At 67.9% G+C, this 13,660-nt stretch carries 16 protein-coding genes; 14 read left to right on the top strand and 2 right to left on the bottom strand.

The window, feature by feature from the left end:
* The first annotated feature begins 408 nt into the window (after window positions 1–408).
* From rpsP to ACAM49_RS33245, 6 genes are all read left to right on the top strand, one after another.
* Complete coding sequence (gene rpsP / locus ACAM49_RS33270) at window positions 409–855, top strand: 30S ribosomal protein S16 (RefSeq protein WP_040810973.1); 447 nt, start codon at window positions 409–411, stop codon at window positions 853–855.
* A gap of 2 nt (window positions 856–857) precedes the next feature.
* Window positions 858–1,100 carry an RNA-binding protein gene (locus ACAM49_RS33265; protein WP_040810972.1) on the top strand — a complete coding sequence of 81 codons (243 nt, stop codon included), beginning with the start codon at window positions 858–860 and terminating at the stop codon, window positions 1,098–1,100.
* The gene (rimM, locus tag ACAM49_RS33260; protein ID WP_369639509.1) at window positions 1,101–1,637 is read left to right on the top strand and encodes a ribosome maturation factor RimM; all 537 of its coding nucleotides are present in this window, start codon (window positions 1,101–1,103) and stop codon (window positions 1,635–1,637) included.
* 4 nt (window positions 1,638–1,641) lie between these two features.
* Window positions 1,642–2,325 (top strand): tRNA (guanosine(37)-N1)-methyltransferase TrmD, encoded by a 684-nt coding sequence (gene trmD / locus ACAM49_RS33255; RefSeq protein WP_369639508.1) that lies wholly within the window; start codon window positions 1,642–1,644, stop codon window positions 2,323–2,325.
* Window positions 2,326–2,347: 22 nt separating this feature from the next.
* Window positions 2,348–2,674, top strand: a complete 327-nt coding sequence (locus tag ACAM49_RS33250) for a DUF732 domain-containing protein (protein ID WP_369639507.1) — start codon at window positions 2,348–2,350, stop codon at window positions 2,672–2,674.
* 385 nt (window positions 2,675–3,059) lie between these two features.
* On the top strand, window positions 3,060–5,384 hold the full coding sequence (locus ACAM49_RS33245; protein ID WP_369639513.1) for a Tex family protein: 2,325 nt from the start codon (window positions 3,060–3,062) through the stop codon (window positions 5,382–5,384).
* Window positions 5,385–5,447: 63 nt separating this feature from the next.
* Here the strand turns inward: ACAM49_RS33245 and ACAM49_RS33240 are convergent, their stop codons facing one another.
* Entirely contained in the window at window positions 5,448–5,807 is a 360-nt protein-coding gene (locus tag ACAM49_RS33240; RefSeq protein WP_369639512.1) for a bleomycin resistance protein, read from the bottom strand.
* Between the two features lie 140 nt (window positions 5,808–5,947).
* Window positions 5,948–6,157: a molybdopterin-binding protein gene (locus ACAM49_RS33235; protein WP_369639506.1), complete on the bottom strand. Its 210-nt coding sequence runs from the start codon at window positions 6,155–6,157 to the stop codon at window positions 5,948–5,950.
* A gap of 157 nt (window positions 6,158–6,314) precedes the next feature.
* Between ACAM49_RS33235 and ACAM49_RS33230 the strand changes: the two genes are divergently transcribed.
* The 8 genes from ACAM49_RS33230 to ACAM49_RS33195 all read left to right on the top strand — a co-directional run bounded on the left by ACAM49_RS33230 (window position 6,315) and on the right by ACAM49_RS33195 (window position 13,546).
* Window positions 6,315–7,274: a hypothetical protein gene (locus tag ACAM49_RS33230; protein ID WP_369639505.1), complete on the top strand. Its 960-nt coding sequence runs from the start codon at window positions 6,315–6,317 to the stop codon at window positions 7,272–7,274.
* Between the two features lie 36 nt (window positions 7,275–7,310).
* Window positions 7,311–8,993: an alpha-keto acid decarboxylase family protein gene (locus ACAM49_RS33225; RefSeq protein WP_369639504.1), complete on the top strand. Its 1,683-nt coding sequence runs from the start codon at window positions 7,311–7,313 to the stop codon at window positions 8,991–8,993.
* Between the two features lie 168 nt (window positions 8,994–9,161).
* Window positions 9,162–9,503, top strand: coding sequence for a 50S ribosomal protein L19 (rplS, locus tag ACAM49_RS33220; protein ID WP_033086110.1), 342 nt, complete (start codon window positions 9,162–9,164; stop codon window positions 9,501–9,503).
* 168 nt (window positions 9,504–9,671) lie between these two features.
* Window positions 9,672–10,457, top strand: a complete 786-nt coding sequence (gene lepB, locus ACAM49_RS33215) for a signal peptidase I (RefSeq protein WP_369639511.1) — start codon at window positions 9,672–9,674, stop codon at window positions 10,455–10,457.
* A 27-nt stretch (window positions 10,458–10,484) separates the two neighbouring features.
* Entirely contained in the window at window positions 10,485–11,243 is a 759-nt protein-coding gene (locus tag ACAM49_RS33210; protein WP_369639503.1) for a ribonuclease HII, read from the top strand.
* Between the two features lie 43 nt (window positions 11,244–11,286).
* Window positions 11,287–11,592, top strand: a complete 306-nt coding sequence (locus ACAM49_RS33205) for a DUF2469 domain-containing protein (protein WP_019929973.1) — start codon at window positions 11,287–11,289, stop codon at window positions 11,590–11,592.
* Window positions 11,593–11,679: 87 nt separating this feature from the next.
* Window positions 11,680–12,036 carry a YraN family protein gene (locus tag ACAM49_RS33200; protein WP_369639510.1) on the top strand — a complete coding sequence of 119 codons (357 nt, stop codon included), beginning with the start codon at window positions 11,680–11,682 and terminating at the stop codon, window positions 12,034–12,036.
* Window position 12,037: 1 nt separating this feature from the next.
* A complete protein-coding gene (locus ACAM49_RS33195; RefSeq protein ID WP_369639502.1) occupies window positions 12,038–13,546 on the top strand; it encodes a YifB family Mg chelatase-like AAA ATPase in 1,509 nt (502 codons plus the stop codon).
* Window positions 13,547–13,660 lie beyond the last annotated feature (114 nt).

Here is a 13,660-nt window from a genome sequence, read left to right as displayed (position 1 = left end):
GGCTACGCCGGAGAAGTGAATCGGTCATGCTTCAGACGTTTGTTGTTTCGAACGTGATGAGGAGATGACCGTGGGGTCCATCGAAACCTTGGCCATTGCCGTGCTGGCCGGTGTGATCGTGAAGTTCCTGACGTCGGGGAGTTCCGGGCCCGGGCCGCAGTAGCGTCGGCGCTGAGGCAGCCCATCGGGTCGCACCCGGTGGGCTGTGGTGTTTCACGGGGTGGTCGGGGCGATTTCTTCGAGCGGCGGGGGCTCTGGCAGAATGGACGATCGTCCTCATCGAGGACAGTGTCAGCCCGTCTCCGGTTCCGTACCGCGCGGCGGTCACAGCACTTGACGCAAAACCGGGTCCACCTCGCGTGGGCTGCTGAATTGCGACGTGACCAACCATTTGAAAGGCATCAGCTCATGGCTGTTCGTATCAAGCTGACCCGTATGGGCAAGATCCGCAACCCGCAGTACCGCGTCGTCATCGCCGACGCCCGTACTCGTCGTGACGGCCGCGCCATCGAGGCCATCGGCGTCTACCAGCCCAAGGAAGAGCCCTCGCTCATCCAGATCGATTCCGAGCGCGCCCAGTACTGGCTGTCCGTCGGCGCCCAGCCGACCGAGCCGGTGAAGCGCCTGCTGGAGATCACCGGTGACTGGCAGAAGTTCAAGGGCCTGCCGGGCGCCGAGGGCACCCTGAAGGTCAAGGCCCCGAAGCCGTCCAAGCTCGACCTGTTCAACGCCGCGCTCGCCGCCGCCGACAACGAGCCGGTCGCCGAGGCCGTCACCCCCAAGAAGAAGGCCGCCAAGAAGGACGAGGCCGCCGAGGCCGAGACCGCTGAGGCCACCACCGAAGCCGCCGAGTAGTCATGAGCGCGGTCGTCGCCGATGCCGTCGAGCACCTGGTTCGCGGCATCGTCGCCAATCCCGACGACGTCCACGTCGAGCTGATCACCAGCCGTCGTGGCCGGACCGTCGAGGTGCACGTGCACCCGGAGGATCTGGGCAAGGTGATCGGTCGCGGCGGTCGTACCGCGACCGCGCTGCGCACCCTGGTCGCCGGGATCGGCGGTAAGGGCATTCGCGTCGACGTGGTCGACACGGATCAGTAGATGGAACTGGTCGTCGGGCGGGTCGCCAAATCGCACGGTGTGCGCGGCGAACTCGTCGTAGAAGTCCGCACCGACGAGCCGGAACTGCGGTTCGCGCCCGGCAGCGTCCTGAAGGGGAAGCTGCCGCGCGCCAAGCAGACGCAGGAATTCGAAGTGGAGTCGGCCCGGGAGCACTCGGGCCGGCTTCTCTTGCGTCTGGATGGCATTGCCGACCGCACGGCCGCGGATGCGTTGCGAGGCATGGTCTTCGTCGTGGAATCGACGGAACTGCCGCCGTCGGAGGATCCCGACGAGTACTACGATCACGAACTCGAGGGCCTGCGCGTCGAACTCGGCGACGGGACCCTGGTCGGCACCGTCAACGAGGTGCTGCATTCCGCTGCGGGAGAACTGCTTTCGATCAAGGCCGGGGACGCGTTCCCGCCCGCGGGCCGGGAGATCCTGGTCCCGTTCGTGCTCGCCATGGTGCCGACCGTGTCGGTCGCCGACGGGCTGATCGTCATCGACCCGCCCGAGGGCCTGCTGGACCCGGAGTAGCGCCATGCGTATCGACGTAGTGACGATCTTCCCCGAATACCTCGAGCCGATGCGAGCGGCCTTGCTGGGCAAGGCCATCGACAAGGGACTGCTCGAGGTCGAGGTGCACGACCTGCGCCGCTGGACGCACGACGTGCACAAGTCCGTGGACGACACCCCGTACGGCGGCGGGCCCGGCATGGTCATGAAACCGACCGTGTGGGGGGACGCGCTGGACGAGGTGTGCCCCGACGACGCGCTGCTGGTGGTGCCGACGCCCGCGGGCGTGCCTTTCACGCAGGAGATCGCACAGCGGTGGTCCACCGAAAAGCACATCGTGTTCGCGTGCGGCCGCTACGAGGGCATCGACCAGCGTGTGTTCGATGACGCCGCGCGGCGCGTGCGCGTCGAAGAGGTCAGCATCGGCGACTACGTCCTCATCGGCGGTGAGGCCGCCGTGCTCGTCATGACCGAGGCGTTCGTCCGTTTGATCCCAGGCGTGCTCGGCAATCAGCAGTCCCACGAACAGGATTCGTTCTCCGATGGACTCCTCGAGGGCCCCTCCTACACCCGCCCGGTGTCCTGGCGCGGCCTCGACGTCCCCGAAATCCTGTTGTCCGGCAACCACGCCAAGATCGAAGCGTGGCGGCGCGAGCAGTCCCTGCAACGCACCGCCGAACGCCGCCCCGACCTCCTCCCGGAGACCTAGCGCCCCGCGCGAAGGAGCAATCATGCCCAACCCCAAAGGCTTTCTCGGCGCGACCCTGACCGCCCTGGCCCTCTTCACCGCCATCTTCGGCGGCGGCAAGGCAGTCGCCGACAACGTCGACTCCCTGTTCCTCAGCAAACTAGGCGACAAAACCGTCGCCCAGCCCGGCTACGAGAACACCGAAGACGGCCAGCGCCTGATCGCCGAGGGCAAGGACGTCTGCGCCCGCCTGCACGCCGGCACCCCCGTTGTAGCAACCGACCAGTGGGGCTACGAACAACGCCTAATCCAAGCCGCCGTCACCGTCTACTGCCCCGAATTCAAGGCCTCCCCAAGAAATTTCGGCTGACCCCCTCATCGCTCGACCGGAATCACGGCATAACTTGGATCCTGTCCTTGGTCACGGTGTAGATCGAGTCGGACAACCCACCGCTCCCGTCGGCATCGTTGCTGCGAGCGCGGTGCGCACTGCGACCCTGCGCGGGTGTCGCGGAAGTTGTTCGCGGAGAGTCGGGATCGGCACCTGGTGATCCTGCCATCGGTGGCGTGAGGTGATTGACCTGGCGCGCCGAAGTGGGGACGGAGACCGAATCGTGTGTGGGGGTTGTTCGCGGTGTCAGGTCGCGCCGGTAGTGTCTGCGGGCGTGACGACAGCCTCCGAAACCGTCAGCGCAGCATCCACAGGTGCGGCGAGCACCGAGAGCACCGTTCGCCTCGCGAGCGTCGGCAGGCGTATCGCCGACGAACTCGGGGTGCGCGAGGAGCAGGTGCGCTCCGCCGTCGAACTGCTGGACGCCGGGTCGACCGTGCCGTTCATCGCCCGATACCGCAAGGAAGTCACCGGCGGGCTCGACGACGCGCAGCTACGCACCCTCGACGAACGCCTGCACTACCTGCGCGAACTCGACGAGCGCCGGGGCTCGATCATCGAATCCATTCGCGGCCAGGGCAAATTGGACGAAGCGCTGCACGCGCAGATCATGCTCGCCGACACCAAGGCCCGCCTGGAAGACATCTACCTGCCGTTCAAGCCGAAGCGGCGCACCAAGGCGCAGATCGCGCGCGAGGCCGGGCACGAGCCCGTGGCCGACGCGCTGCTGAACGACCCGACCACCGATCCCGCCCAGTACAACGCCGAACAGCTCGACGGCGCCCGGGCCATCCTGGTGGAGCGCTTCGCCGAGGACGCCGACCTGGTCGGCGAACTGCGCGAGCTCATGTGGGAGCGCGGGCAGATCTCCTCGACGGTGCGCCCGGGCAAGGAAGAGGCGGGCGCGAAGTTCGCCGACTACTTCGAATTCTCCGAGCCCTTCAGCAAGCTGCCCTCGCATCGCATTCTGGCGCTGCTGCGCGGTGAGAAGGAAGAGGTGCTCAACCTGCACCTCGAACCCGACACCGAGGAGCTCGAAGACGGGCAGCGCTCGATCTACGAGGGCCGCATCGCCATCAAGTTCGGCATCGCCGATCAGGGGCGCGCCGCGGACGCGTGGCTGCTGGACACCGTGCGGTGGGCGTGGCGGACCAAGCTGCAGGTGAGCCTGGGCATCGATACGCGAATGCGGTTGCGGCAGTCCGCCGAACGCGACGCCGTCGACGTGTTCGCCGCCAACCTGCGCGATCTGCTGCTGGCCGCGCCCGCGGGGACGCGCACCACCATGGGACTGGACCCGGGCTACCGCACCGGCGTGAAGGTGGCCGTGGTCGATTCGACCGGCAAGGTGGTGGCCACCGAGGTCATCTACCCGCACAAGCCGCAGGGGCAGACCGAGAAGTCGCTCGCCGTGCTGGGTGCGCTGGTCGCGCGGTTCAATGTGGAGCTCATCGCCATCGGCAACGGCACCGCCTCGCGTGAGACCGACGCGCTTGCCGCCGAACTGATTTCGCGGATTCCGGAGAACAAGCCCACCAAGGTGGTCGTCTCCGAGGCGGGCGCGTCGGTCTACTCGGCCTCCGCCTACGCCTCGGCCGAATTGCCCGATATGGACGTTTCTCTGCGTGGCGCGGTCTCCATCGCCCGCCGCCTGCAGGACCCGCTGGCCGAGCTGGTGAAGATCGATCCGAAGTCCATCGGCGTCGGCCAGTACCAGCACGACATCTCCGAGACCCTGCTGGCGCGCTCGCTGGGCGCGGTCGTCGAGGACGCGGTGAACGCCGTCGGCGTCGACGTGAATATCGCGTCGGTGCCGCTGCTGTCGCGGGTGTCGGGCATCTCCAACTCGATTGCGGAAAGCATTGTGGCGCACCGGGACGCCAACGGTCCGTTCCGCAGCCGCGCGGGGCTCAAGGACGTTCCGCGGTTGGGCCCCAAGGCGTTCGAGCAGTGCGCGGGCTTCCTGCGCATTCGCGAGGGCGACGATCCGCTCGACACCTCCGGCGTGCACCCCGAGGCGTACCCGGTGGTCCGCCGCATCCTCGATTCCAGCGGTAAGGGGATCAAGGAGATCATCGGCAACACCACGGTCCTGCGCGCCCTGCGGCCCGCCGACTTCACCGATGAGCAGTTCGGTGTTCCGACGGTCACCGACATCATCGCCGAACTCGAGAAGCCCGGCCGTGACCCGCGCCCCGAGTTCAAGACCGCCGAATTCGCCGCGGGCATCGAGAAGGTCGCCGACCTGAAGCCCGGCATGATCCTCGAGGGCGTCGTCACCAATGTGGCCGCCTTCGGCGCGTTCGTCGACGTCGGCGTCCACCAGGACGGCCTGGTCCACGTCTCGGCCCTGTCGCACAACTTCGTGAAGGACCCCCGCGAGGTCGTGAAGTCCGGCGACGTGGTCAAGGTCAAGGTCCTCGAGGTCGACGTCCAGCGCCAGCGCATCGGCCTGTCCCTGCGCCTCGACGACGAGCCCGGCAAACCCAAGCCGGACCGCGGCGACCGCGGCCCCCGCAACAACCAGGCTGGCGGCCAGCGCGGCGGCGGTCGCGACAACGGCGGCCGCCAAGGCGGCAACCGCCAGGGCGGCCAGGGCGGCGGCAACCGCGGCAACGACCGCCGCAACCAGTCCGCCCCGAGCGGCTCGATGGCGGACGCCCTCCGCCGCGCCGGTTTCGGCAAGTAGCTCGAAAACCAAGCGGGCCTCGGGAATCCCGGGGCCCGCTTGGCATCTCAGGATTCTTTGGGGTCAGAGCGGCAACGGAGAACCGACGCGGTGCAGGGTGCCGTCGGGATCGACGTAGGCGAATTCGCGTAGGCCGTAGTCGGTGTCAGTCGGTGGGATAAGACGGCCGGGCAGGGCGGCGGCCAGCCATTCGGCGTAGAGCGCGTCGGCATCGGAGACATAGAGGTAGATCGCCGACGCGGTGCGCTTCGGGTCGTGCTCGGACCACTCGGTGAGGTGTAGAGAGACCTCGCCGCGGTCGACGAAGCCGTAGCGGGCGTCGCCGTCATAGGCGTGGGCGGTGAAGCCCAGGCGGCGGTACCGGTCCAGCGCGGCATCGAGATCCAGGACCGGAATCACGGGCGCCACGCTCTCGAAGACGATCTCCTCCAACACGACTGCTCCCGTTCATCGACGGCGGTTCACGGCAGACGCTACCGCCGCCCACCGACAACCGCCCGCGAAAACCGAAGCGGCCGAGGTGAGCCCGGTGGATTCGCCTCGGCCGCTCGATCGGGAGGGAGCTATTCGACGCCGAGGGAGACCTCGGTGGACTTGATGAGGACCTTCACGGGGGTGCCGTTGGCGAGGGCGAGGTCCTCGGCGGCGTCGCGGGTGATGGAGGAGGTGATCTCGTCACCGCCGGTGAGGCGGATGCGCACCACGGCCATGGCCTCACCCTTGGTGACCTGGGTGACGGTTCCGTCGAGTTGGTTGCGTGTGCTGAGCTTCATGAGGGTGAGCGTAGTCACATCGGACCGCCGGATGGCGTTGGCTGGAGGGTTGCTCCATCACGTCGTGGCGGGTTGGGATCCGGGCGCGCCGGGCTTCGGCGCGGGTAGCGTGGCTGGGGTTGGTGTTCGCGCGAGGATTCCGGGAGACGACACGGGCATGCATGTGCATCGGTGGTGGGAAGATGTCGTGGTGGCGCACGGCCGATTGCCGCTGGCATGCCTGCTGTTCGGGTTCATCATCGGATTTCTGCTGATTCGAATCAGCGTGCGGCTCATTCGCAAACAGGTGCGCTGGTGGCCCGGCAATGTGCGGGCGGGCGATGTGCACATCCACCACATGGTGTTCGGCGTGATCCTGGTGCTGGGCTCCGGAATGGGCCTGGTCGCGCTGTATCAGAGCAGCGTCGGCGTGATCAGCGCGCTGGCCGCGGTTTTCGGTGTCGGCGCGGCGCTCGTGCTCGACGAGTTCGCGCTCATCTACTACCTGCGCGACGTGTACTGGGAGGAGCAGGGGCGCACCTCGGTGGACGCGGTGTTCGTGGCAATCGCGGTTACGGGCTTGCTGCTGTTGGGTTTTCATCCGCTGTGGCTGCTCGACATCGGCAATGTGCGCGATTTCCGGCAGGATCCGAACGTGCCCGAGCGGCTGTTCACGATCACCTTCGCCCTGGTGAACCTGCTGCTCGCGGCGATGGTCATCGCCAAGGGCAAGATTTGGACCGGTCTGTTCGGGATGTTCTTCCCGCCGCTGCTGGTCATCGGCGCGCTGCGGCTGAGCCGTCCCGGCGCCCCCTGGGCGCGCTGGCGCTACGGCGAGGGGCTCATGCGCCGCGCCATGCGCCGCGAACGCCGGTACCGCCGTCCGGTCATTCGCGCCAAGATTTTCGTGCAGGATCTGCTCGCGGGTAAGCCCGATGCCGAACACGTGCTGCGCGCCGCCGAGGAGGAATTGAGCCGCACCGTGGTCCCGGCCCCGCCCGCGCCGCCGCCGTCGGCCCATCTGCACCTGATCAGCGGGTGGAAACCGGTCGAGCGGTCCGCGGCCGCGAAGGACGCGGCTTCGAAGGACGAGGAGCCCAGGTCGATGGATCGGCCGGAATCTGTCGATAGCCAATAGGTTGCTGACTGCTGTTTCGCGTGCCAGTGTTGACCCATGGGCTACGTTGTCGGCGACTACCTGCTCGATCGGCTCCACCAGCTCGGCGTCACCGAGATCTTCGGCGTCCCGGGCGATTTCAACCTCCAGTTCCTCGACCACGTCATCGCGCACCCGGATATCCGGTGGATCGGCAGCGCCAACGAGCTCAATGCGGGCTATGCCGCCGACGGTTACGCCCGCCTGCGCGGCATCGGCGCGGTCGTCACCACCTACGGCGTCGGCGAGCTGAGCGCGGTCAACGCCATCGCGGGCAGCTACGCCGAGCATGTGCCCGTCGTGCACATCGTGGGCGTCCCGGCCAAGGACATCCAGGCCCACCACCGCGTCATCCACCACACCCTCGGCGACGGGGACTTCCACCACTTCCGGCGCATCGCCGCCGAAGTCACCTGCGCCCAGGCCGATCTCGGCGCGGCCGACGCCTGCCAGGAGATCGATCGGGTGCTGAATTCGGTGCGCGTGCACCGGCGGCCCGGATATCTGATGCTGGCCACCGATACCGCGCGCCTCGAGGTGTCCCGGCCCACCGAGCCGCTGGCGCCGCCCGCCGACTTCTCCAGTGCGGGCGCCCGCGCGGCCTTCGCGGCCGCGGCGCGCGAATTCCTCGGCGGCCGCCGCGTCACCGTGCTGGCCGACGTCTTCGTCGACCGGGTCGGAGCGACCGACCGGTTGCGAACCCTGGTCGGCCCGTCCGCGGGGCAAGCGCACGGCCTGCCGCACGCCACCCTGGCCTGGGGCAAGACCGTGGTCGACGAATCCGCCCCGAACTTTCTCGGCATCTACACCGGCGCGGCCTCACCGCCGGAGGTCCGCGCCGCCGTCGAGGCCGCCGAACGACTGGTGACCGTCGGCGTGCAGTACACCGACAGCATCACCGCCGGATTCAGCCAGCGCATCGATCCCCGCCGGACCATCGACATCGGTCCCGAGCGCACGGTCATCGGGGGAGTGGACGCGTTCGCACCGCTGTCCCTGACCGCCGCGCTGGAGATCCTCACCGAGCTCACCGCCGAATTCGCCCCTGCCGCAGCCCTTCCCGCCCACACCGACACCGCGTTCGCCGAACCGTTCGCCGCCGACGCCCCGCTCACCCAGGCGGCGCTGTGGCCGCTGGTCGCCGAGGCGCTGGGCAACAGCAACATCGTGGTGGCCGATCAGGGCTCGGCCTTCTTCGGCCTGGCCACCCTCCGCATGCCGACCGGCATCACCTTCCTGGGCCAGCCGCTGTGGGGCTCGATCGGCTACGCGCTCCCGGCCGCCCTCGGCGCGGGCATCGCCTGTCCGGATCGCCGTGCCGTGCTCGTCATCGGTGACGGCGCCGCCCAGCTCTCGATCCAGGAGCTCGGCACCTGGATCCGCGAACAGATGAACGGCGTCATCATCCTGGTCGACAACAACGGCTATGCCATCGAACGCGCCATCCACGGCCCCGACGCGCCCTACAACGACATTTCCCCGTGGCGCTGGGCCGAATTGCCGCACGCCTTCGGCGGCGACGCCGAATCGGTGCTGACGTTGCGCGCGACCACGATCGGTGAATTGCGAGAATGCCTGAAGGCCGCGGCGGCCGAGCAGGACCGACTGGTCTTCCTGCAAGTCGTCACCGGGACGACCGATTACCCGCCCCTGGTCTCCGATATCGCGTCCGCGCTCACTCGCGCCAATAACCGCACGTAGGGGCCGATTACCAGCGGCGTCGCCGGGTCTGGCACAATACTCGGGTTGCCTTGGGCGCAGTCATGCCCGGGCACCGCCCAAATTATCCGGAGCACGAACCGGTCGAGCGCCTCTCGCGAGGTCAGCCGCCAGGTTCCTCTGTTCGCGCGAACTCCAATAAGGACGGAAATGAACACCCTCGACTTCGTCGACGCAAGCTCGCTGCGCAGCGACATCCCGGACTTCCGCCCGGGTGACACGGTCAACGTGCACGTGAAGGTTATCGAAGGCAACAAGGAGCGCATCCAGGTCTTCAAGGGCGTCGTCATCCGCCGCCAGAACGGTGGCATCCGCGAGACCTTCACCGTGCGCAAGGTCTCGTTCGGTGTCGGCGTGGAGCGCACCTTCCCGGTGCACAGCCCCAACCTCGACAAGATCGAGGTCGTGACCCGCGGTGACGTGCGTCGCGCCAAGCTGTACTACCTGCGCGATCTGCGCGGCAAGGCCGCCAAGATCAAGGAAAAGCGCTGAGGTAGCGACCGCCCGACCGAGTCGGGTCCGGTTCTTCACAGTGGACATTGTCGGCTCGCCACAGTGGACATTGTCGGCTCGCCGACGCCGAGTAGCCCGGCACCGCATGGATCTTCGCGGTGCCGGGCTACTCTGTCTTCCGTGGCAGACGAGAGCGAGTCGGTGACGATGTCCGGTTCGGGCGATGGCAGCGGGGCCGACATCCCCGAGACCCCCCAGCCGAAGCCGAAGAAGAAGCAGCGCCCGTTCTGGCAGGAGTTGCCCATCCTGATCGGTTTCGCGGCGCTCATTGTGGCGCTGCTGGTGACGTTCATCGGCCGGCCCTATGTAATCCCCTCGCAGTCCATGGAACCCACGCTGCACGGCTGCGCGGGCTGCACCGGCGACCGCATCTACGTGGAGAAGCTGAGCTACTACTTCGGCGATCCGCAGCCGGGTGATGTGGTGGTGTTCGTCGGACCGACCAGTTCGTGGAACAGCCACTACAAGTCGATTCGCTCCTCCAACACCGTGGTTCGCGGGATGCAGAACTTCCTGTCGTTCTTCGGCCTGGTGCCGCCGGACGAGAACGATCTGGTGAAGCGGGTCATCGCGGTCGGCGGGCAATCGGTGAAATGCTGTGACGCGCAAGGGCGGGTCATGGTCAAGGACAACACCCCCGGCGCCGAGTGGAAGTCCCTCGACGAGCCGTACGTGAAGTTCAACAACCCCTTCGATCCGGCCCACCCCGACATTCCCTTCGGCGGCTCCGGCCGCGCCTTCCCCGAGGTCAAGGTGCCCGAGGGCAACCTGTGGGTGATGGGCGACAACCGCGCCGAATCGGCCGACTCCCGCTACCACATGACCGATGAGCTGCAGGGCACCGTTCCCGTCAAGGACGTGCGCGGCAAGGCCGTGTTCAAGATCTGGCCGCCGAGCCGGATCGGACCGGTCAAGTCGCAGGACCCCCAGTAGCGGTGACGACCGCGGGATAATCGACCGGTGGGGAAGATGGCGAGCGGTGCCGCGGCGCCCGGCGTGAGCCGGAAACCGCGCGGCGGCAAGAAGATTCAGCGGATCGACCGCGGTGACTGGCCGCCGCGCGTGGTCATGCGCCCGGCCGGCGGGCTGCGCACGCTCGAGGCGGCGCTGATCCGCGGCGGGTTGGGTCCGGTCGCGGGCGTGGACGAGGCCGGGCGCGGCTGCTCGGCCGGGCCGCTGGTGGTGGCCTCGTGTTTGCTGCCGCCCAAGGCGTACGCCTCGCTGGCCGGTCTGGACGATTCCAAGAAGCTCACCGAGAACGTGCGCGAGCAGCTGTTCCCGATCGTCAAACGGGTGGCGCTGGCCTGGTCGGTGGTGGTGATACCGGCCTGGGAGATCGACGCCATCGGCATCCACGTCGCGAATATCGAGGGCATGCGCCGCGCCGTGGCCGGGCTCGATCCGGTGCCCGGATACGTGCTCACCGACGGCTTCCGGGTGCCCGGGATTCCGGTGCCGAACCTGCCCGTGATCGGCGGCGATGCCTCCGCGGCGTGCATCGCGGCGGCCAGCGTGCTGGCCAAGGTGACCCGGGATCGCATGATGGTCGAGATGGACCGGCAGTACCCGGGGTACGGTTTCGCTGCCCACAAGGGTTACAACACACCGGAGCACAATGAGGCGCTCACCCGCCTCGGCATCACCCCCGAGCACCGTCGGTCCTGGCGAAACGTCCGGGAGACCGGCCGAGTGGCTACCGACACGGCGTATGCGGGATGATGTCTCTACACCCAGTTGGGCGACAAGGAGGACGTTCCACCCGATGAGCGCCGAGGACCTCGAGAAGTACGAAACCGAGATGGAGCTATCCCTGTACCGCGAGTACAAGGACATCGTCGGCCAATTCTCGTACGTGGTGGAGACCGAACGTCGCTTCTACCTCGCCAATTCCGTCGAACTGCGTCCGCAGAACGCCGATGGCGAGGTGTATTTCGAGGTGCGGATGTCGGATGCATGGGTATGGGACATGTACCGGCCCGCGCGCTTCGTGAAGCACGTTCGCGTCATCACCTTCAAGGACGTGAATATCGAGGAGCTGGAGAAGACCGACCTGCGGCTTCCGGAGTAATCCACAGCCGCGGTTTTATCCACAGCTTCACAGTTTTCCCAGGTCGGCATGGCCGGGTCCGTCGCGGGCCCGGCCATGCTGGCTTCCATGGCACAGCATGTGGCGCTGGGAGCGCAGGGGGAGGAACTGGCCGCGCGGTTTCTGCGTGAGGCCGGAATGGAGATCGTCGACCGCAACTGGCGGTGCCGGTCGGGCGAGATCGACATCATCGGGCGCGACGGTGAGGTCACCGTCTTCGTGGAGGTGAAGACCCGTCGCGGGCTCACCTGCGGGCCGCCCCAGGAGGCCGTCACCTACCTCAAACAGCAGCGCATCCGCACGGCCGCCCAATACTGGCTGCGCGAACAGCCCGGGCCGTGGCGGCGCGTCCGCTTCGACGTCGTCGCGGTCCTGCTGCGCCTGGGCCGCGAACCCGAGATCCGCCATCTGAAGGCGGTGTTCTGACATGCCCCTGGGACGCGCGTATTCGGTGGCCGTCAACGGCGTGGAAGGCCAGCTGGTGGAGATCGAGGCCGACATCGGCCAGGGCCTCCCATCGGTCCACCTCGTCGGCCGCCCCGACACCACCCTCCAGGAATCCCGCGACCGGGTCCGCGCCGCCGTCACCAACTCCGGCGAGAAATGGCCCGACGGCCGCGTAATCCTGGCCCTGTCCCCGGCCACCCTCCCCAAGGTCGGCAGCGTCTACGACCTCGCCCTCGCCGGCGCCGTCCTCGACGCCGCCGGCGCAATCCCCTCCAACCGCCTCGCCGAATCCGTCCTCCTCGGCGAACTGGCCCTGGACGGCCGCGTCCGCCGCGTCCGCGGCATCCTCCCGGCAGTCCTGGCCGCCCGCACCGCAGGCCGCCGCACCGTCATCGTCCCCACCGACGCCCTCCCCGAAGCGGGCCTGGTCGACGGCATCCGCGTCCTCGGCGCGGGAACGCTGATCGAACTGCTGGATTGGTTTCGTGGAGGGGGCGAGCTGGCCCGCCCGGAACCGATGCAGACTCCGGTTCCGCCGTCTATCGGCGATCTGCGGGAGGTCGTGGGCCAGGACGAGGCCCGCTGGGCTCTCGAGGTCGCGGCGGCGGGCGGTCACCACCTGCTCCTTACCGGCCCACCCGGCATCGGCAAAACGATGCTGGCACAACGCCTTCCGGGGCTGCTGCCGCCACTGCGCGAGCGGGATTCCCTGGAGGTCACCGCGATTCACTCTGTAGCGGGCACGCTGTCGGATGACGCACCGCTTGTCACCGCACCACCCTTCGTGGCTCCGCACCATTCGTCGTCGGTCGCGTCCATGATCGGTGGCGGCTCGGGGTCCGCACGGCCGGGCGCGGTGAGCTGTGCCCACCGCGGGGTGTTGTTCCTCGATGAGTGCGCGGAAATCTCCACCAAGGTGTTGGAGGCATTGCGAACTCCCTTGGAAGAGGGCGAGGTTCGCATCGCCCGGCGTGACGGAGTCTCCCGTTATCCGGCCCGATTCCAGTTGGTTCTGGCCGCGAATCCCTGCCCCTGCGCACCCGCCCGCGATATCGATTGCATCTGCGCGCCCCTGGCCCGGCGCAGGTATCTGGGCAAACTGTCGGGACCGTTGATGGATCGCATAGACCTCTCGGTCCAGATGCATGCTCAGGCCGCTGGCGCGTTCACCGGCGACGAGGTCGAAGGCAGCGAGGTGGTCCGGGCACGGGTGACCGCCGCTCGGGAGGCAGCCGCGAAGCGCTGGGCGGAACTCGGTATGGCCACCAACGCGGAGGTACCGGGACACGTGCTCCGCCAGCGTTTTCGGTTGCCCCACGACGCTCTCGCCCCGGTCGAGAACGCGCTCCGGCACGGGCGGATGTCCGCCCGCGGTGCGGATCGCGCCATCCGAGTCGCCTGGACCATTTGCGATTTGCGCGGTGGTGAGGTGCCAAATGGTCAGGATGTCCTGCAGGCCCTGAGCTTTCGGCAGCGAGGTGGCGCATGAGCGCTGAGGTCTCGAATGCGGATGAGCGGCGGTTGGCTTGGGTTTATTTGTCTCGGGTGGTGGAGGGGCCGTGTGCGGCGTTGTCGGGGTTGATCGAGTCGGTGGGGGTGGTGG

The sequence above is a fragment of the Nocardia sp. JMUB6875 genome (genome assembly GCF_041154655.1).
In the GTDB taxonomy this organism is placed as follows: domain Bacteria; phylum Actinomycetota; class Actinomycetes; order Mycobacteriales; family Mycobacteriaceae; genus Nocardia.
This window is presented reverse-complemented; position numbering and strand designations above follow the sequence as displayed.